General features: G+C 68.5%; 19 protein-coding genes. 6 read left to right on the forward strand and 13 right to left on the reverse strand.

The features are described from left to right. Positions 1-769: Rieske 2Fe-2S domain-containing protein (locus AC2VOK_RS13735; RefSeq protein WP_428900974.1), on the reverse strand; the 769-nt coding region annotated here is incomplete at its 3' end. 173 nt (positions 770-942) lie between these two features. Here AC2VOK_RS13735 and AC2VOK_RS13740 point away from each other — a divergent pair. Further along, on the forward strand, positions 943-1,521 hold the full coding sequence (locus AC2VOK_RS13740; RefSeq protein ID WP_428900991.1) for a TetR/AcrR family transcriptional regulator: 579 nt from the start codon (positions 943-945) through the stop codon (positions 1,519-1,521). Beyond that, entirely contained in the window at positions 1,518-2,030 is a 513-nt protein-coding gene (locus AC2VOK_RS13745) for a GNAT family N-acetyltransferase (protein WP_428900975.1), read from the forward strand. Before AC2VOK_RS13740 ends, AC2VOK_RS13745 begins: the two co-directional genes overlap by 4 nt. 96 nt (positions 2,031-2,126) lie before the next feature. On the opposite strand, the gene AC2VOK_RS13750 is transcribed toward AC2VOK_RS13745, so the two are convergent. After that, positions 2,127-2,624 (reverse strand): SRPBCC family protein, encoded by a 498-nt coding sequence (locus AC2VOK_RS13750; RefSeq protein ID WP_428900976.1) that lies wholly within the window; start codon positions 2,622-2,624, stop codon positions 2,127-2,129. A 7-nt stretch (positions 2,625-2,631) separates the two neighbouring features. Beyond that, positions 2,632-3,147: an HTH-type transcriptional regulator AldR gene (gene aldR / locus AC2VOK_RS13755; RefSeq protein ID WP_428900977.1), complete on the reverse strand. Its 516-nt coding sequence runs from the start codon at positions 3,145-3,147 to the stop codon at positions 2,632-2,634. A 99-nt stretch (positions 3,148-3,246) separates the two neighbouring features. Between aldR and ald the strand changes: the two genes are divergently transcribed. Beyond that, complete coding sequence (gene ald, locus AC2VOK_RS13760; protein ID WP_428900978.1) at positions 3,247-4,362, forward strand: alanine dehydrogenase; 1,116 nt, start codon at positions 3,247-3,249, stop codon at positions 4,360-4,362. Between the two features lie 17 nt (positions 4,363-4,379). Here the strand turns inward: ald and AC2VOK_RS13765 are convergent, their stop codons facing one another. The 5 genes from AC2VOK_RS13765 to AC2VOK_RS13785 all read right to left on the reverse strand — a co-directional run bounded on the left by AC2VOK_RS13765 (position 4,380) and on the right by AC2VOK_RS13785 (position 10,900). Continuing rightward, complete coding sequence (locus tag AC2VOK_RS13765; protein ID WP_428900979.1) at positions 4,380-5,399, reverse strand: nitronate monooxygenase; 1,020 nt, start codon at positions 5,397-5,399, stop codon at positions 4,380-4,382. 5 nt (positions 5,400-5,404) lie between these two features. After that, positions 5,405-6,802, reverse strand: coding sequence for a M16 family metallopeptidase (locus tag AC2VOK_RS13770; RefSeq protein WP_428900980.1), 1,398 nt, complete (start codon positions 6,800-6,802; stop codon positions 5,405-5,407). Then, positions 6,789-9,065 carry a polyribonucleotide nucleotidyltransferase gene (locus AC2VOK_RS13775; protein ID WP_428900981.1) on the reverse strand — a complete coding sequence of 759 codons (2,277 nt, stop codon included), beginning with the start codon at positions 9,063-9,065 and terminating at the stop codon, positions 6,789-6,791. Before AC2VOK_RS13775 ends, AC2VOK_RS13770 begins: the two co-directional genes overlap by 14 nt. Before the next feature lie 458 nt (positions 9,066-9,523). Further along, a complete protein-coding gene (gene rpsO / locus AC2VOK_RS13780; protein ID WP_421529849.1) occupies positions 9,524-9,793 on the reverse strand; it encodes a 30S ribosomal protein S15 in 270 nt (89 codons plus the stop codon). A gap of 120 nt (positions 9,794-9,913) precedes the next feature. Further along, the gene (locus AC2VOK_RS13785) at positions 9,914-10,900 is read right to left on the reverse strand and encodes a bifunctional riboflavin kinase/FAD synthetase (protein WP_428900982.1); all 987 of its coding nucleotides are present in this window, start codon (positions 10,898-10,900) and stop codon (positions 9,914-9,916) included. Positions 10,901-11,007: 107 nt separating this feature from the next. On the opposite strand from AC2VOK_RS13785, the gene mntR reads away from it, so the two are divergent. Beyond that, complete coding sequence (gene mntR, locus AC2VOK_RS13790; protein WP_428900983.1) at positions 11,008-11,712, forward strand: manganese-binding transcriptional regulator MntR; 705 nt, start codon at positions 11,008-11,010, stop codon at positions 11,710-11,712. A gap of 106 nt (positions 11,713-11,818) precedes the next feature. On the opposite strand, the gene truB is transcribed toward mntR, so the two are convergent. Genes truB through AC2VOK_RS13805 form a run of 3 tightly spaced genes read right to left on the reverse strand, consistent with a single transcriptional unit; the run spans position 11,819 to position 14,443 of the window. Further along, positions 11,819-12,736 carry a tRNA pseudouridine(55) synthase TruB gene (gene truB / locus AC2VOK_RS13795; protein WP_428900984.1) on the reverse strand — a complete coding sequence of 306 codons (918 nt, stop codon included), beginning with the start codon at positions 12,734-12,736 and terminating at the stop codon, positions 11,819-11,821. 10 nt (positions 12,737-12,746) lie between these two features. Next, positions 12,747-13,433, reverse strand: coding sequence for a 4'-phosphopantetheinyl transferase PptT (gene pptT / locus AC2VOK_RS13800; protein WP_428900985.1), 687 nt, complete (start codon positions 13,431-13,433; stop codon positions 12,747-12,749). Then, positions 13,430-14,443, reverse strand: coding sequence for a metallophosphoesterase family protein (locus tag AC2VOK_RS13805; protein WP_428900986.1), 1,014 nt, complete (start codon positions 14,441-14,443; stop codon positions 13,430-13,432). The genes pptT and AC2VOK_RS13805 overlap by 4 nt, the downstream gene beginning before the upstream one ends. A 146-nt stretch (positions 14,444-14,589) precedes the next feature. Between AC2VOK_RS13805 and AC2VOK_RS13810 the strand changes: the two genes are divergently transcribed. Continuing rightward, positions 14,590-15,183: a DUF3558 domain-containing protein gene (locus AC2VOK_RS13810; protein ID WP_428900987.1), complete on the forward strand. Its 594-nt coding sequence runs from the start codon at positions 14,590-14,592 to the stop codon at positions 15,181-15,183. Between the two features lie 40 nt (positions 15,184-15,223). Beyond that, complete coding sequence (locus AC2VOK_RS13815) at positions 15,224-16,942, forward strand: CocE/NonD family hydrolase (RefSeq protein ID WP_428900988.1); 1,719 nt, start codon at positions 15,224-15,226, stop codon at positions 16,940-16,942. A gap of 56 nt (positions 16,943-16,998) precedes the next feature. On the opposite strand, the gene AC2VOK_RS13820 is transcribed toward AC2VOK_RS13815, so the two are convergent. Together AC2VOK_RS13820 and AC2VOK_RS13825 are read right to left on the reverse strand one after the other, a co-directional pair. Beyond that, entirely contained in the window at positions 16,999-17,721 is a 723-nt protein-coding gene (locus tag AC2VOK_RS13820) for a hypothetical protein (RefSeq protein ID WP_428900989.1), read from the reverse strand. Beyond that, on the reverse strand, positions 17,718-18,392 hold a 675-nt coding region (locus tag AC2VOK_RS13825; RefSeq protein WP_428900990.1), incomplete at its 5' end, for a hypothetical protein. The genes AC2VOK_RS13825 and AC2VOK_RS13820, both read right to left, overlap by 4 nt.

The following is an 18,392-nucleotide window of genomic DNA, read 5'->3' on the forward strand; positions in this document are numbered from 1 at the left end:
TGAACCGGACATCGGAGGTGAACTCGTCGACGGGGGTGATCGCCGAGATCGTCCGGTTGTCGACCATCCCCCAGCTCTTGGTCACCGCGATTCCCAAACCGCCGTTGACGGCGCGCACGCCGCTGTTGACGTCCTCGATCCTCTGGCCGTCGTCGCCCTCGAAGGTGATGGTGAAGTCGACGTAGGACACCGCGTCGCCGAAGTCGTGGCGGGTGAAAACCGGCACGATGGGGGTATTGTGCACGAACTTGAAATGCGCGAAGTCGACCCCGTTTTCGAGCACGTACTGCGGATGCATCTCCAGGCTCCGGCGGTACAGGCGCTGTTGGGGGTAGTAGTCGGCGGCGCTGCTGCCGTCGTCGAACGCGGCGAAGACGTCGGGCGCGTCGAAGTAGGGTTCGCGGCGAGCCACGTCGTGCCAGATGTAGACCGAGTCGTTGCGTTCCACCACCGGGTAGATGCGGATCCGCCGGCCACGGTTGGGGTGCTCCTGGTACGGGATGCACACGTTGCGACCCTGCTGATTCCACTGCCACCCGTGGAACGGGCACTGCAACACCTCGCCGACGACCTTCCCGCCGTACCCCAGGTGCGCGCCGAGGTGTTCGCAGTAGGCGTTCATCACGGTGATCTGGCCGGAATCGGTCCGCCAAGCGACCAACTCCTGGTCGAAATACTTCATCGTGTGGACGTCCCCGACGCCGATCTCGTCGGACCAGGCGACTTGGAACCATCCCGTCGGTCTCATCGACAGCGACGGCTTAGCCATCCGATCGGACCATCTGAGCTGCCCTCCTCGCGTACGAATGATAGGGGGCATACACGAGAAATCAAAGTACCCTCTATGAAAATTTCAGGGGTCTCAGTAGGCTCGGCGCTGTGACAGGCACCGGTGTCGCGGGCCGACGTCCCAACCGCCGCGGCCAGGCGACCCGCGAGAGCATGCTGGAGGCCGCGCTGACGTCGCTGGCCTCCGGCGATCCGGGCTCGGTGTCGGCCAACCGGATCGCCAAGGAGATCGGCGCCACCTGGGGCGCGGTGCAGTACCAGTTCGGCGACACCGACGGATTCTGGGCCGCCGTGCTGCACCGCACCGCCGAGCGACGTGCCGCGACAATCTCGACGCTGGCCACGCCCACGCAGCCCGAGGTGCCCCTGCGCGAACGCGTCGGCGCCATCATCGACACCCTCTACCGGGGGCTCGCATCCCCGGATTCGCGGGCGATCGAAAACCTGCGGGCCGCGCTGCCCCGAGACCCGAAGGAGCTCGAACGCCTCTACCCGCGCACCGCGGCCGAGCTGTTCTCCTGGGGCAAGAGTTGGCTGAAGACCTGCCAGAACGCCTTCGCCGGGCTCGGCGTCGACCCCGAACGGGTCCAGGAGGTGGCCGCCCTCATCCCCGGCGCAGTGCGCGGCCTGGTGTCCGAGCGTCAGCTGGGCTCGTATGTCGATCTCAACATGGCACGGCGGGGTCTGACCAACGCGTTGGTCGCCTATCTGGAACAGTCCCGGATGGAATGAACAACAGCGGCACCACCATCCGCGAAGCGACGCCGAGCGATTTCACCCGCGTCGCAGACATGCACTACCCGGCGTGGCGCCGGTCCTGGGCCGGGATCCTCACCGCACCCCTGCTCGACATCCTCGGCCCCGCCCGACGCTGGGCGGCCGACATCTACCCCCAGAACCTGGGCCGGCCCGGATGGAGCATGTGGGTCGCCGAGTCCGGAGACCGGGTGGTGGGCGTGACGATCCTCGGGCCCGACACTGCCGATCCCGATCACCTCCAGATCGACGCGCTCTACATCGACGAGGACTGTCAGCGCCGCGGCCTCGGCGGCCATCTGCTCGACACGGCCCTGAGCGCGCTCCCCCCGGCCGACGCGGTGTTGTGGTGCGCAGAACGAAATGGCAAGGCGCGCCGCTTCTACGAGAAAAAGGACTTCCGGCTCGACGGCCGCACCCTCGACTGGGAGCCGCTTCCCGGGGTGCGGGTGCCGCACGTGGGCTACACGCTCAGGCGTCGATGACGAAACACAGGGACGACACACAGGGACGACACACAGGGACGAAACACAGGGACGACGCACAGGGACGCGATCGCCGCGCGGGCCGACGGTGTGTCGTTACCCGGCCTCGGCGCGCTGCTTGAGTCGCTGCAGGGTGAGCCGAATGTGCTCGGCGTTGGCCGCCGCCCGGTCGGGCACGCCGGTGGCCTTCCCGGCCAGCTTGCGGAACCAGCCGGGACGGCGGTCCCAGGTGCTCTCGGTGACCAGGCAGCCGGCGCCGTCCGCGACGATGTCGTACTGCCATCGGGCGATCGGCAACACCGTGTGGGTCACTTCGAACGCGAACTGACGACCCGGTTCGGCGTCGGTAACCGTGCATCGGGTGCTCCAGCGGCGGCTGGCGCTCGCGTTGTGACCGGTGAACACGGCACCCGGCCGCACCCCGCGACCCCCGGGGTCCCCCTTGCGCCATTCCATCGCCACCGCCTCCTCGGCCAGGGCGGCCAGCGTCGGCAAGTCGGTGAGCAACCCGTAGACCACCTCGGGCGAGGCGTCGACGCGCACGGTGCCTGTCGCGGAGGGACCTGTCGCCAAGGGTTTTGTGGGCTCGCTCATCGCCCGATCATATCGGTGCGGCCCCGCGCAGATGCTCGAAGATCAGCGACGTCTGGGTCCCCGCGACGTCGGCGTCGGCGTTGAGGTTGTCCACCACGAAGGAGCGCAGGTCCTCGGTGTCGCGGGCGGCGACATGCAGCAGGAAGTCGTCGGCGCCGGCCAGGAAGTAGACGTCGCGCACCTGCGGCTTACTGCTGATCCGGTGGATGAAGCTGCGGATCTTGCCGCGCGCATGGGACTGCAGGCTGACCGAGATCATCGCCTGAAGCGGCAGTCCCACGGCCACCGGGTCGATGTCGGCGTAGAAACCCCGGATGACGCCGAGCTCCACCAACCGCCGGACGCGGCCGTGGCACGTCGACGCGGCGATGCCGACCGTCTCGGCAAGTGCGGTGTTGGTGATGCGGGCATCGGCGTGCAGCAAGGTCAGGATTTTGCGGTCCACGTCGTCGAGGTCGGCGGGCCGAACATCCTTCGGCGGGCCATCCCGTTCGCGACCCAATACAGTTTTTTCCGCACCCATCGAGCTATATTATCGAATCATTGCCGCCCTGTTTGCTAAGCAGTCGAACTTTCTTCACACTGGAAGTGGTCAGTCCGAAATTCGTGCCAGGGGGCGAGTATGCGCGTCGGAGTTCCGACCGAGACCAAGAACAACGAGTTCAGGGTGGCCATCACCCCAGCCGGTGTCACCGAACTGACCCACCGCGGCCACGAGGTGCTTGTGCAGGCCGGCGCCGGCGAGGGTTCCGCGATCGCCGACGCGAAATTCAAGGCGGCCGGCGCGCAACTCGCGGACACCGCCGAACAGGTGTGGGCCGAGACGGACCTGGTGCTCAAGGTCAAGGAACCGCTGCCCGCGGAGTACGGCTTCCTGCGGCGGGACCAGGTGCTCTTCACCTACCTTCACTTGGCCGCGTCCCACTCCTGCACCGATGCGCTGCTGGCCTCCGGCACGACGTCGATCGCCTACGAGACGGTCCAGACCGCCGACGGCGCACTGCCTCTGCTGGCGCCGATGAGCGAGGTCGCCGGGCGTCTGTCGGCTCAAGTCGGCGCCTATCACCTGATGCGGACTCAGGGCGGTCGCGGCGTGCTGATGGGTGGGGTGCCCGGCGTCAAGGCCGCCGACGTCGTGGTGATCGGCGCCGGCACCGCCGGCTACAACGCCGCTCGCATCGCCGGCGGCATGGGCGCCTCCGTCCGCGTCCTGGACGTCGACGTCAACAAGCTGCGGCTGCTCGACGGCGAGTTCGGCGGCCACCTCAGCACCCGGCACTCCTCGAAGTACGAGCTGTACGGAGCAGTCAAGCGCGCCGACCTGGTGATCGGGGCCGTCCTGGTACCCGGCGCCAAGGCACCCAAGCTGATCCCGAACTCGCTTGTCGCACAGATGAAGCCGGGCGCCGTGCTGGTGGACATCTCCATCGACCAGGGCGGCTGCTTCGAGGACTCACGCCCGACCACCCACGACAGCCCTACGTTCCCCGTGCACGGCACGGTGTTCTACTGCGTGGCCAACATGCCCAGCGCGGTGCCCAAGACATCGACCTACGCGCTCACCAACGCCACGATGCCGTATGCGCTCCGACTCGCCGACCAGGGTTGGCGGGTGGCATGCCGGTCAGACCCGGCTCTGGCCAAAGGGCTTTCGACGCACGACGGCGCGCTGCTGTCCGAACGGGTGGCAGCCGACCTGGGCCTGCCCTACACCGAGCCGGCGAGCGTGCTCGCCTGATGCTGGCTAGGCCTCGGCTAGGCCAGCAGGCCGGAGATGATGTCGGCCGCCGGTCCGGCTTGCGCGTGCTGGAACGACGCTCCGGCCCACAACGGAAATCCGTTCGGGTCCTCGAGGGCCGCGGCAGCTTCCCGGATCGGCGAGGTCATCTGGTTGACCTCCGGGTAGCCCAGCGGCGCCACGTTGTCGAGCATCCGGGTGAAATCGTTTTCCAGCCCGCGCGCATAGCGCCCCGAGAACGCCCGTGTGACAACGGTGGTGGCGAACAGCGGATTCTTCATGGCCGTGCGGTGCGCGGGGTTGGTGCCCGCCTCGTCGGCCAGCAGCAATGCGGTGCCGACCTGCGCGGCCGCCGCCCCCCGGTTCAACGCGTCGGCGACGTCGCGCGCGGTACCGAGGCCACCGGCCGCGATGAGCGGTACGTCGTGCGCACTGCGGATCCGGGCGAGCAACTGGTGCAGCGACTCGTTCGCGGGCTCCCTGTCGGGGGCGAACGTGCCGCGGTGTCCGCCGGCGGCCGGTCCCTGGACGACCAGGCTGTCTGCGCCGGCAGCGACGGCCACACCGGCCTCATAGGCCGAGGTCACTGTGACCATCACCAGCAGTCCTAGCGCCCCCAACCGGTGGACGACGTCGGGTGACGGCACGCCGAAGGTGAAGGAAACCAGCTCGGGGCGCACATCGGCCACCACCTCGAGCTTGCGCTCCCAATCGTCGTCGTCGCCGTACTCGGGCCGGCCGACCTCGACCTGATAATGATCGGCGATCTCGACGAGTTCATCCGCGTAGTACTCCAGCTGCAGCCAATCGGCGACGCTGGGTTGGGGCACGAACAGGTTGACGCCGAGCGGGCCGGTGGTCGCCGCGCGCGCCGCTGCGATGTCAGCGGCGAACTGCTCGGCGGTGCGGTGCCCGCCCGGGATGAAACCCAGCCCTCCCGCGTTGGACACCGCGGCGGCCAGCGCCGGGGTGCCGGGACCGCCGGCCATCGGCGCACCCACGATGGGAACCGCGATGTCCCAAAAGCCCAGTACCATCTGCGCTAATTTACCATCGCCCGAAGTTGTTGGGGCAGATGGCGTTTCGAGCTGTACGGACCGACAACAGCAGCGCCGTACCGTTGGCTCAGCAGCTTGCGGGCCACTGCGTTGACCTCCTCGAGCTCCACCTCGTCGATCCGCCGCAGCGTGTGCTCGATACTGCGGTGCCTGCCGTAGTTTAGTTCGTTTCGGCCCAGGCGGCTCATCCGGGAACTTGAATCCTCCAGCCCCAGGACCAGCCCGCCGCGCAGTGAGCCCTTGGCGATCCGGCATTCGGCGTCGGTGATGCCGTCGCGGGCCACCGCGCCGAGCACTTCGCCGGTCACCCGCATGACGTCGGGGAAACGCTCCGGCAGGCACGCGGCGTACACCGACAGCGCGCCGCTGTCGGCGAACATGTCGAGCGAGGAGCAGATCGAGTAGGCCAGCCCGCGCAGCTCGCGCACCTCTTGGAAGAGCCTGGAGCTCAGACCGCCTCCCAGCGCGGTGTGCAACACCGACAGCGCCCAGCGGTGCCCCCAGCCGCGCCCCGGCGTGCGCACGCCCAGCGCCACGTGGGTCTGCTCGGACTCGCGGTGGTTCAGCGCCAGGCGGGATGCCGCCTGCACCCGTCCCGCGCCCTTGCGGGGGGCCACGGACCGGCGTCCGCGGACCAGATGCGCACCGAAGTGCTCGCGCACCAGAGCGACCACCCGGCCGTGCTCGACGTTGCCGGCCACCGCGACGACCATGCGTTCCGGCCGGTAGCGGCGCACGTGAAAGGAGTGCAGCTGGGTCCGCGTCATCGCCGACACGGACTCCGCGGTGCCGATCACCGGGCGGCCCAACGGGTGGTCGCCGAACAGCGCCGACAGGAACATGTCGCCGAGCGCGTCCTCCGGGTCGTCGTCGCGCATGGCGATCTCCTCGAGGACGACGTCACGTTCGAGCTCGACGTCCTCGGCGGCGCAGCGACCGTTGAGGACAACGTCGGCGACCAGCTCGACCGCGAGCTCCAGGTCATTGTCCAGCACGTGCGCGTAGTAACAGGTGTGCTCCTTGGCGGTGAACGCGTTCAGCTCCCCGCCGACGGCATCCATCGCCTGCGCAATGTCCACCGCGGTGCGGGTCGGGGTCGCCTTGAACAGCAGGTGCTCCAGGAAGTGCGCGGCCCCGGCCACGGTCGAGCCCTCGTCCCGCGAGCCGACCCCCACCCACACCCCGACCGACGCGGAGCGCACGGCGGGCAGATACTCGGTGACCACCCGCAGCCCACCTGGCAGGGTGGTGCGGCGCAGTGCAGCACGGTGTTCCGGTTTCGATTCGGTGCCGTGCCCACCCCGGCGCAGGGAAGCCACGGCAAGGGACCTGGACCCGGCGGGCGGGTCGGCTACCGGCCCCCGACGATCACCTCGCGGCATCGGCAGGTGCGGCCCCCGAGTCGGAAAGCGTCTCGGAAGCGGCACTGTCGTCGACCAGGACCAGCGAGATCTTGCCCCGCTTGTCGATGTCGGCGATCTCGACCCGCAGCTTGTCACCGACGCTGGCGACGTCCTCGACCTTCGCGATGCGCTTGCCCTTGCCGAGCTTGGAGATGTGGACCAGACCGTCACGACCGGGCAGCAGCGACACGAACGCCCCGAAGTCCGTGGTCTTGACCACGGTCCCCAGGAACCGCTCGCCCACCGTCGGGAGCTGCGGGTTGGCGATCGCGTTGATCCGATCGATGGCGGCCTGCGCGGACGGGCCGTCGGTGGCGCCGACGAACACGGTGCCGTCGTCCTCGATGGAGATCTGCGCGCCGGTTTCCTCGGTGATGGCGTTGATGACCTTGCCCTTGGGGCCGATGACCTCGCCGATCTTGTCCATCGGGACCTTGATGGTGGTCACCCGCGGGGCATACGGGCTCATCTCGTCGGGTGCGTCGATCGCCTCGGCCATGACCTCCAGAATGGTCAGCCGGGCGTCTTTGGCCTGCTCGAGCGCGCCCGCGAGCACCTGGGACGGAATCCCGTCCAGCTTGGTGTCCAGCTGCAGCGCGGTGACCATGTCCTTGGTGCCGGCGCACTTGAAGTCCATGTCGCCGAACGCGTCCTCGGCGCCGAGGATGTCGGTCAGGGTCACGAAGCGACGCTCGGTGCGGCCGTCGACCTCGACGTCGTCGGAGACCAGGCCCATCGCGATGCCGGCCACCGGCGCCTTCAGCGGCACCCCGGCGTTGAGCATCGCCAGGGTGGAGGCGCAGACCGATCCCATCGACGTCGAACCGTTGGAACTCAGTGCCTCCGAGACCTGGCGGATCGCATACGGGAAGTCCTCGACGCTGGGCAGCACCGGCATCAGCGCCCGCTCGGCCAGCGCGCCGTGCCCGATCTCGCGCCGCTTGGGTGTACCGACGCGGCCGGTCTCGCCGGTGGAGAACGGCGGGAAGTTGTAGTGATGCATGTAGCGCTTGGTCGTCTCGGGCCCCAGCGAGTCGATCCGCTGGGCCATCTTGACCATGTCCAGCGTGGTCACGCCCAGGATCTGGGTTTCGCCGCGCTCGAACAGCGCGCTGCCGTGCGCCCGCGGCACCACGGCGACCTCGGCGCTCAGCGCGCGGATGTCGGTGACGCCCCGGCCGTCGATGCGGAAGTGGTCGGTCAGGATGCGCTGGCGGACCAGCTTCTTGGTCAGCGACCGGAAGGCGGCGCCGACCTCCTTCTCCCGGCCTGCGTAGGTCCCGGAATCCCCAGCCAGCCGCGCCAGCACCTGCGCCTTGAGCTCGTCGGTGCGGTTGTTGCGCTCGTTCTTGTCGGCGATGGTCAGCGCCGCGGCCAGCTCGTCGGTGGCCACCGAGGCGACCGAGTAGTAGACGTCCTCGCCGTACTCCGGGAACACCGGGTACTCGCCGATGGGTTTGGCGGCCCGGTCGGCCAGCTCCCCCTGGGCCTTGCACAGCGTGGCGATGAAGGGCTTCGCAGCTTCCAGACCCTGAGCCACGACGCTCTCCGTCGGTGCAGGGGCACCGCCCTCGACGAGCTCGATGACGTTCTCGGTCGCCTCGGCCTCGACCATCATGATCGCCACATCCGACTGGCCCTGTCCGCCTTCGCCGACGATGCGCCCGGCCACCACCATGTCGAAGACGGCCCGTTCGAGCTGCTCGACCGTGGGGAAGGCCACCCAGGTGCCGTCGATGAGCGCGACGCGCACACCGCCGATCGGGCCGGAGAACGGCAGGCCGCTCAGCTGCGTGGACGCCGAGGCGGCGTTGATCGCCAGCACGTCGTAGAGGTCGTTGGGATCCAGGCTCAGGATCGTGACCACGACCTGGATCTCGTTGCGCAGGCCGTCGGCGAACGACGGGCGCAGCGGGCGGTCGATGAGCCGGCAAGTCAGGATCGCGTCGGTGGAGGGCCGCCCCTCACGGCGGAAGAACGACCCGGGGATGCGGCCGGCCGCATACATGCGCTCCTCGACGTCGACTGTCAGCGGGAAGAAATCGAAATGCTCCTTGGGGTTCTTGCTGGCGGTGGTCGCCGACAGCAGCATGTTCTCGTCGTCCAGGTAGGCGACGACGGCCCCGGCGGCCTGCTGGGCCATCCGGCCGGTTTCGAAACGAATCGTGCGGGTGCCGAAGCTTCCGTTGTCGATAACGGCGGTGGACTCGAACACACCCTGGTCAATCTCAGCTACAGACATCTGCGTCCGTACAGCCTCTCTGGATAGTCAGCTTTTTTGCGTCGCCATGCTCGCTTCGAGAGACCTGGCCTGGATACGAAAGCGGCCATCGATCGAAGCAGCCGGACACGAGCCCGGCAGCCACTACCGAAGACCGGTCGATACAGACTCAGCAACTCCGTCATGACACGCTGGGACGGCACACGCAGATCGCGTGAACCCCACCTGATCGGGCCGATGAGGGCCAGAACGACCTCACTCTACACGCCGATCCGGCTCGGCGAACCGGCGCCGGCACGCACTGACGATCGTCAGGACTGACCGGCCGCCCCGTGCACACCGGCGGCACGCACGGGAGGCACGCACTGGAGACACGCCCGGAAATTCGACTTTCGAACGAGAACGTCCTTGAGATTCGAGCAGGTCCGAACAGGTCCGAACAGGTCCGAAGCGTCGGCGCCGAAAGGGGCCGCGTCAGGTCAGCGACGCAGACCCAAGCGCTCGATGAGGGAGCGGTAGCGCTCGACGTCAAGCTGGGAGACGTACTTCAGCAGTCGCCGCCGACGCCCGACCAGCAGCAAAAGGCCCCGCCGCGAGTGGTGGTCGTGCTTGTGCACCTTGAGGTGCTCGGTCAGATCCGCGATCCGCTTGGTCAGCATCGCGACCTGCGCCTCAGGGGAACCCGTGTCGGTCCCGTGCAGGCCGTAGGTGGCCAGGATCTCTTTTTTCTGCTCGGCTGTCAGCGCCACGAAAACAACTCCATCAATCGGTCCGCGATGAGTGAGATATTTCGGCGCGGCCACCGCGAACCGCAGCACGCGCCAATGTCGCCCGGGAGTCTAGCAGCCGAACGAAGCGGCCCCGCTTCGTCAATCCCCGCTTCGACCGTCTTTGAGCAGGGCGCGCGTACGTTCGGTATCTGCACCCATCTCCTCGATCAGGTCGCTGACCGCATCGAATTTCTTCTGGCCGCGGATACGTGCGACGAAGTCCAACGCCACATGCTGCCCATACAGATCGGCGGTCCTGTCCAGCACGAACGCCTCGACTGTGCGGGTGCGCCCGGAGAAGGTCGGATTGGTGCCGACCGACACTGCGGCCTGATAACGCTGCCCCGGCACCACGGTGCCTGTCACCGGTCCATGTCCCAGCACGGTCAACCAGGCGGCGTACACGCCGTCGGCCGGGATGGCGGCATACATCGGCGGCGCCACGTTGGCGGTCGGATAGCCCAACCGGGCGCCTCTCCCATAGCCGCGGACGACGACGCCCTCGACGCGGTGCGGGCGGCCCAGCGCCTCGGTGGCCGCCATCACGTCGCCCGCGTCGACGCACGACCGGATATAGGTGGAGGAGAACGTCACGTTCTCGTTGCTGTGATGCTCGGACAGCAGCGACATCGACTCGACGGCGAAACCGAATCGCTCACCCGCCTTGCGCAGGGTGTCGACGTTGCCTGCCGCCTTCTTGCCGAAAGTGAAGTTCTCCCCCACCACGACCTCCACCACATGCAGGTTCTCCACCAGCAGCTCGTGGACGTAGCGCTCAGGGGTGAGCCTCATGAAGTCCGTCGTGAACGGCATCACCAGGAAGACGTCGATGCCCATCTCCTCGACCAGTTCGGCGCGGCGGGCGAGCGTCGTCAGCTGGGCCGGATGGCTACCGGGATAGACGACCTCCATCGGGTGTGGGTCGAAGGTCATCAGCACGGACGGTACGTTGCGTGCGCGGGCCGCCTTGACCGCGTGGGCGATCAGTTCGGCATGTCCCCGGTGCACACCGTCGAACACCCCGATGGTGAGGACACATCTGCCCCAGTCCGTGGGGATCTCATCTTGGCCGCGCCAGCGCTGCACGGCCTCAAGCCTACGGCTCCCGGTCGCGCGTCGCGGCGTAACGTCCGGTTGGCACGATGCGGCCGGCGCACGTGCCGGTTCCGGTCCAGTGCCTAAACTTCTGGCTTGTGAGGGCTGACGACGAACAGGGTGGCCTGACCGCGGTCGGTCAGGATTACCTCAAGGCCATCTGGAACGCCCAGGAGTGGTCGCCGAAAGATGCCCCGCACAAGGTAAGCACAAAGATGCTGGCGGCCAGGATCGGGGTGTCGGCGAGCACGGCCTCGGAGTCCATTCGCAGACTTGCCGAACAGGGCCTCGTCGACCACGAGAAGTACGGCGCGGTGTCGTTGACCGAGGCGGGCCGGCGGGCCGCGCTGGAGATGGTTCGCCGGCACCGGCTGCTGGAGACCTTCCTGGTCAACGAACTCGGCTACGACTGGGACGAGGTTCACGACGAGGCCGAGGTGCTCGAACACGCGGTGTCGGATCGTCTGGTGGCCCGCATCGACGCGAAGCTGGGATTCCCGCAGCGCGACCCGCACGGCGACCCGATCCCGGCCACCGACGGGCAAGTGCCCACGCCTCCGGCGCGACAGCTCTGGGCCTGCGGCGACGGCGACTGCGGGACCGTGGCGCGCATCTCCGATGCCGACCCGGAAATGCTGCGCTATTTCGCCGACGTCGGGATCAATCTCGACTCGCGGCTGCAGGTGCTGACCCGCCGCGAATTCGCGGGGATGATCTCGGTGGCGATCAAAACCGCCGACGGCGCCGAGACGACGGTCGAACTGGGCAGCCCCGCGGCGCGGGCGATCTGGGTGGTGGGCTGAACGGCGGGATTGCGCTCCTGGCGATGCGGGTGCCTGTCGTCGAGGCTGTAATTGTGCAGGCCCCCACTCGCACTGTGTCTGCAGATTTACCGGCTCGGTGAAGGGTCTACAGCGTCGCCGGGCGGATCACCACCACCGACGTGGTCCGGGGCCCCTCGTCGCGCAGCAGCGCCATCACGCGGCCGTCGGGGCCGCAGGCGGCGTAGACGCCGTCGATGTCTGCCGCCGACAGGGGCCGGCCGTGTCCGGTGGCCACGGCCTCCTCGGCGGTCAGGTCGCGGCGGGCGAACATCAGCAGGCAGGCTTCGTCCAGGGTATGGGTCAGCGTGGGCCGCTCGGCCAGGTCGTCGAGCGAGTTCGCCTGGTCCAGCCCGAAGCGGCCGACGCGCGTGCGCCGCAGCGACGTCAGATGCCCGCCCACTCCCAGCGCAGCCCCCAGATCGCGGGCCAGCGCCCGGACGTAGGTGCCCGACGAACAGTCGACCTGCACATCGAGGTCGACACACTCGCCGTGGGATCGGCGCGCCACCACGTCGAAGCGGTCGATGCGCACCGGCCTGGCCGCCAGTTCGACGGGCCGGCCCTCGCGGACCAGGCGGTAGGCGCGCCGGCCGTCCACCTTGATGGCGCTGACGGCCGAGGGCACCTGCGCGATGTCGCCGCGCAGCCCGCCGACCGCGGCGGCGATCGCCCCGTCGGTCAGGTGCCCGGCCGGGACGCCGCGCAGCAGTTCGCCGTCGGCATCCTCGGTGGACGTGGTCTGCCCGAGCCGGACGGTGGCCGCATAGGACTTGGGCGCCGCCGTCAGCAGGCCGAGGATCTTGGTGGCGCGGTCGATTCCGATCACCAGCACACCCGTGGCCATGGGGTCCAGCGTGCCGGCGTGCCCGACCCGGCGCGTGGAGAAGATGCGCCGACACCGCGCCACGACGTCGTGGCTGGTCATCCCCGCCGGTTTGTCGACCACGGCCAATCCCGGTTCACGCCCCGGTTCACGCCCTGGTCCGCACGGACCGTCGCTCATAGGACGATCCTCACAGGACGATCGCGGTGAGTACCAGCCCGCGCTCGACCGACCAGCGGCCCCGCAGCGCGGTGAGCGGCGGACCCGACAGCGCCTGCGGATCGATCAGGATCTTCGAGACGAACGCCCCCATGGTCCCGGCGCCGGACGGGTCGACGTCGAACATGATGTGTGCGTCCTCGAAGCCGAGCCACCTGTTCGTCAACGGGAACCACGCCTTGTACGTCGCCTCCTTGGCGCAGAACAGGATCCGGTCCCAGTGCAGGCCGTCGGGCAACGCGGCGATCTCGTGGCGCTCCTCGTTCAGCGTGATCGCGTCCAGCACCCCGTTGGGCAGCACGTCGTGCGGTTCGGCGTCGATGCCGACCGAACGCACCGCGTCGGCGCGGCCCACCACCGCCCCGCGGTAGCCCGTGCAGTGGGTGAGGCTGCCCACCACGCCGTCGGGCCAGCAGGGTTGTCCCTTGTCGCCCTTGAGGATCGGCACCGGCCCCACACCGAGCTGACCCAGTGCGGTGCGGGCACAGTGCCGCACGGTCACGAACTCGTTGCGCCGCTTGGCAACCGACTTGGCGATCAACGGCTCCTCTTCGGGCAGCGGCGCCAAACCCGGCGGGTCACAGTACAGCTCCGAATACGCGAGGTCCTGCGACACCGTCTCGGGCAGCACCGCCGACACCAGCATGCGCGCCGTCATCGGGACTGCCGCTGGCGCACTCGATCCCGGAACTTGGCGGCCTGCTCGCGCATCTGCGGGGTGATCTCGAAGTGGCCGCCGAAGTCGTTGAGGTAACCGGGCGGGTACTGGGGGTCGGGCAGCACTTGGCGTAGCCAGCTGTGGGGCTTACGGCGCCGCCACTCACGCGGGTAGCCCACCGAGACCTCCTCGAAACGCACGTCGTCGTACCAGGTGGTGCGTGGGATGTGCAGGTGGCCGTAGACCGAGCACACGGCGTTGTAGCGGGTGTGCCAGTCGGCGGTCTTGGTGGTCCCGCACCACAGCGAGAACTCCGGGTAGAACAACACGTCACAGGGATCGCGGACCAGCGGAAAATGATTGACCAACACGGTCGGCGTCATCCAGTCGAGCTGTTCGAGCCGGGCGCGGGTGGTGGCCAGCCGGTCCCGGCACCACGCGTCGCGGGTGGCGTAGGGCTCCGGCGACAGCAGGAACTCGTCGGTGGCCACCACGTTGCGCTCCCGCGCGATCGTCAGGCCCTCGGCTTTGGACGTGGCCCCCTCCGGTAAAAAGCTGTAGTCGTAGAGCAGGAACAGCGGCACGATCGTGGCCGGGCCGCCGCGTTCGGTCCACACCGGGAACGGATGTTCGGGCGTGACCACGCCCATCTGGTCGCACATGGTGACCAGGTACTCGTAGCGGCTGCGCCCGAAGATCTGCTTGGGGTCCCGGCTGGTGGTCCACAGCTCGTGGTTGCCCGGCACCCAGATCACCTTGGCGAACCGCCGCCGCAGCAGGTCGAGCGTCCAGCGGATCTCGTCGGTGCGTTCGGCGACGTCGCCCGCGACGATCAGCCAGTCCTCCGGGGACGACGGGTGCAGCGACTCGGCGATCGGCTTGTTGCCCAGGTGCCCGGTGTGCAGGTCGGACACCGCCCACAGGGTGGGCTGGGGTGTGGGCTGGGGTGTGGGCTGGAGAGTGGGCTGGGGTGTGGGTCGTCCCCCGCTCGTCGACTCCCGCCCGGCCATGGACAACCAGCCTAACGACCCGCACCGAGCGAGCCCGGCCGCATCCGTCGTTTACCCGGGTTCGGCTGTGACGGCGACCACGCGACTTGTACACTCCCGGCGAAGAGACCGCCGAGGGCATCGGGCCGAGAGCATCAGGGGGTGTCGTGTTCGCCAACGTGCGTCTACTGGGCGCGCTGGGGGCAGTGCTCACAGCGGTCATCGGCGGCGCGTCAGGCTGGCAAAGCGCCCCGGCCGCACCGGGAACACCAGGCCCTGCTTGGCCCGTCGAGCTGCGGTCGACGGGCCGGCCGCTGGAAACGACCATGAAGAGCCCGATCCTGGCGACCACCGACCCGCGTCCGTTCGACGCATGCGAAGACATCCCGTTTGACGCCCTGCAACGGCTGGGCCTGGTGTTCACCCCGCCCGAACATGAGGACGGCCTGCGCTGCCACTTCGACGCGGGCAACTATCAGCTGGCCGTGGAACCCATCATCTGGCGCACCTACGCCCAGACGCTGCCCCCCGACGCGGTCGAGACCACCATCGCGGGCCACCGCGCCGCGCAGTACTGGGTGATGAAGCCGACCTATCACAACGACTTCTGGTACCGATCCTGCATGGTCGTGCTGAAGACCAGCTACGGCGTGATCCAGCAGGCGCTGTATTACTCGACCGTCTACTCCGACCCCGACGTCGACTGCATGGCGACCAACCTGCAGCGCGCCAACGACCTCGCGCCGTACTACAAGTTCTGACCGGATCCGGCCGGGCCGGGGTGGGAATAGCCTGGGCACCGTGAGTACGACAGCGGCCCGCCCCGCCCGAACCGACCTGCGCGACCTGACCGAGCAGGCGGGCGACCGCGTCCTGAGCCGGCTGCTGGGCCTGCCGCGGGCGAGCACCGAGTTCACCGTGGACCGCCTCGAAATCCCGATGCGCGACGGGGTGCGGCTGGTGGCCGACCACTACGCCCCCATCACCTCGACTCCCGCGGGGACGCTGCTGGTGCGCGGGCCCTACGGGCGCCAGATTCCGTTCTCCACGGTGTTCGCCCGGCCCTACGCGGCCCGGGGTTACCACGTCGTACTGCAGAGCGTACGGGGCACCTTCGGGTCGGGCGGCGCGTTCGAGCCCATGGTCAACGAAGCCTCCGACGGCGCCGACACCGCCGCCTGGCTGCGTGAGCAGCCGTGGTTCACCGGCCGCTTTGCCACCCTCGGTGTGTCCTACCTGGGGTTCACCCAATGGGCGCTGCTGGCGGATCCTCCGCCGGAACTGGCCGCCGCCGTCATCACCGCGGGTCCCCACGATTTCAACGCTGCCGTCTGGGATACCGGTTCGTTCACCTTCAGAGACTTTCTGGGTTGGAGCGACCTGGTCGCACGTCAGGAGGACCCGCAGCGCCTGCGCGCCGTGCTGCGCCAACTCCAGGCCAACCGCAAGCTCACGCGGGCCGCCGCCGTGCTGCCGATGGGTGTCGGGGCGCGGACCCTGCTGGGCGAGGGCGCACCATGGTTCGAATCATGGGTCGAAAACAGCGATCCGCAGGACCCGTACTGGGATGCGATGCGGTTCACCGGGGCGCTGGACCGCGTGCGGGTGCCGGTGCTGCTGGTCGGCGGCTGGCAGGACATCTTTGTGCGCCAAACCCTGCAGCAGTACGCGCACCTGCGCGACCGAGGCGTCGACGTCGCGCTCACGGTCGGGCCGTGGACGCACGCCCAACTGCTCACCAAGGGGCTGAGCACCAGCATTCGGGAATCCCTCGACTGGCTCGGCGCCCACCTGGGTAGCGCGCCGGCACGGCGCCGGCCCAGCCCGATCCGCGTCCGCGTCACCGGGCAGGGCTGGCACTCCCTTCCCGACTGGCCGCCCGCCACCACCGGACGCGCGCTGTACCTGCGCCCCGGCGGTCACCTGGGCGAGACAGCCCCCACGGACCCGGCGGGTCTGGCACCGGCGACATTCCGCCACGAGCCCACCGATCCGACACCCACCGTCGGCGGTCCGCTGCTGTCGCCGGGCGCCGGTTACCGCGACGACACCGGGTTGGCGGCACGTGACGACGTGCTGAGCTTCACCAGCACCACCCTCACCCACGATCTGTGCGTGTACGGGAGCCCGGTGGTCGAGTTGGTGCACACCTCGGACAATCCCCACGTCGACTTGTTCGTCCGGGTGAGCGAAGTGGACGCCAAGAGCCGGTCCCGCAATGTCAGTGACGGCTATCGGCGGCTGGCGCCCCCAGGCGCGGTCACCGACACGGTCAGAGTCGAACTCGACGGAATCGCCCACTGCTTCCGGGCCGGCTCACGCATCCGTCTCCTGATCGCCGGCAGTTGGTTTCCCCGCTATGCGCGCAACCTCGGCACGGGCGAACCGGCGCTGACCGGCGAGCGGTCCGAGCCGGCCATCCACACGGTGCACTACGGGCGCTCGCGGCTGGTGCTTCCCGTGGGTCCGCCGGATGTGTCGGCCGATCGCGTCGCGGACTCGGGCGGCGAACCCGGTTGAGGCTGATGCGAATTCCCGGGTAGGTGTTTGGGGGCACGCCCCGTCCTGTGCAGCCGTCAGCGGTGGATCGGCAGCACGTCGAGCACCAACCAACGTCCTTTCTCTTTTGCGAGCAGCACTTGGAGCGCGATCACGGTGTGGCGGGCGACGATATCGGGCCTGCTCTGGGTGCCGCGCATGAGTACCGCGACCCTGGCCGCGGACTGACTGATCCCTTCCACGCCCGCGGCGACCAACTCGACGTCGGCGGTGACCATGTTCTTGGCCATCGCAGCGGTGGCCTTGCTGTAACGCTGCTTGAACGCGCCAACCCGATCGGGCGCCATCAAAGCTGTGGCGCGGTTGAGGGATGCGGTCGGGTCCAGCGGCGAAAACGACGAACTTGCCTGTGCCATGCTGGCGGCGATCCGCGCCACCGTGGACGAATCCTGGTCGATATCGCGAATCGGCGACATCACCCGGAAATATCCGACGGCAACCATGGCCGCGATCGCGCCGGTCATCACCGTGGCGACGATCAGTCGTATCCACGGATGGGCGTCACCGGTGCCGATGGTCACCGAATAGCGCCGTCGCCAAACGACATTCGCGACCACCGATGCGACCACCAACAGTGTCAGCGCCGAGCAGGCAGCAGCCCACCACGCCGGCCAGCGCAGCATGATCCCGATCGCCGCCAGCGCCGCGATGATCGCCGCGGGCGCGATCACATCGAAAAGCATTGCCCGCCAGAAGTTTCGCCGGAACAGCACGCCAGACAGCTTCCTTAACTTCTTCATCCAACAGTGACCATTCTGGAGATCAGGAGTTTGCCATCTACGTTGCTGACGTCGAGCAGGAGGTTCCAGGACATTCTCTGAGGTTTGGGGTCGTCGCCCTGGCTTACCGACGCGGCGATCACCATGACTGTATCGGTGCGGGTGGCCTGGCTCGGCGGTGCGGGCACCGGCGATGCGGAACGCTGAGCGGCAGCGTCATTCCCCGAAAGCGACTGCGGGGATTCGAGGGCCACCGCTTCGATACGTCCCACACTATGTAGGTGTTTGTGCAGCACGTCGCGGTAAGGCGCCAGCTCCGAGTCGAAATCCGCGTTGAATGCTCCCGCCGTCCCCTCGCGCAAGCGGCGGAAGTTGGCGTCGAGGTCACTGGCCGTGGTGGAGATGAACGTGCGCGTCCACTCGGCGGCAGCGGTCATGACGCGCGCGTTGTAGGCGCGTTTGTCGACATCATCGCGATAAGCCGACCAGAGGAACAGCCCCAGCCCCAGCAGGGCAACCGAGGCCAGCACCAGGACCGTCGACGCGGCCCCGTATCCAGAGAAGACCCGAGTTGCCCCCGCGTGGCCGTGGCCGTCTTCGGCGCGGGGCGGGTCGCCGATCGCGTCGGCTCCGTCCGCGAGTTCGCAACCCGGCTCCGCTGCCGGTCCGTCGACGGTTTCACCTTCAGCCAT

The sequence above is a fragment of the Mycobacterium sp. TH-M116 genome (assembly GCF_057473685.1).

Bases quoted from the DNA above. Each gene is read 5' to 3' on its own strand.
- aldR (WP_428900977.1), bottom strand. From the start codon at position 3,147: ATGGGTGCGGAAAAAACTGTATTGGGTCGCGAACGGGATGGCCCGCCG.
- ald (WP_428900978.1), top strand. From the start codon at position 3,247: ATGCGCGTCGGAGTTCCGACCGAGACCAAGAACAACGAGTTCAGGGTG.
- truB (WP_428900984.1), bottom strand. From the start codon at position 12,736: ATGAGCGACGGTCCGTGCGGACCAGGGCGTGAACCGGGGCGTGAACCG.
- pptT (WP_428900985.1), bottom strand. From the start codon at position 13,433: ATGACGGCGCGCATGCTGGTGTCGGCGGTGCTGCCCGAGACGGTGTCG.
- AC2VOK_RS13750 (WP_428900976.1), bottom strand. From the start codon at position 2,624: ATGAGCGAGCCCACAAAACCCTTGGCGACAGGTCCCTCCGCGACAGGC.
- AC2VOK_RS13770 (WP_428900980.1), bottom strand. From the start codon at position 6,802: ATGCCGCGAGGTGATCGTCGGGGGCCGGTAGCCGACCCGCCCGCCGGG.
- AC2VOK_RS13745 (WP_428900975.1), top strand. From the start codon at position 1,518: ATGAACAACAGCGGCACCACCATCCGCGAAGCGACGCCGAGCGATTTC.
- AC2VOK_RS13775 (WP_428900981.1), bottom strand. From the start codon at position 9,065: ATGTCTGTAGCTGAGATTGACCAGGGTGTGTTCGAGTCCACCGCCGTT.
- AC2VOK_RS13765 (WP_428900979.1), bottom strand. From the start codon at position 5,399: ATGGTACTGGGCTTTTGGGACATCGCGGTTCCCATCGTGGGTGCGCCG.
- AC2VOK_RS13820 (WP_428900989.1), bottom strand. From the start codon at position 17,721: ATGAAGAAGTTAAGGAAGCTGTCTGGCGTGCTGTTCCGGCGAAACTTC.
- AC2VOK_RS13805 (WP_428900986.1), bottom strand. From the start codon at position 14,443: ATGGCCGGGCGGGAGTCGACGAGCGGGGGACGACCCACACCCCAGCCC.
- AC2VOK_RS13740 (WP_428900991.1), top strand. From the start codon at position 943: ATGCTGGAGGCCGCGCTGACGTCGCTGGCCTCCGGCGATCCGGGCTCG.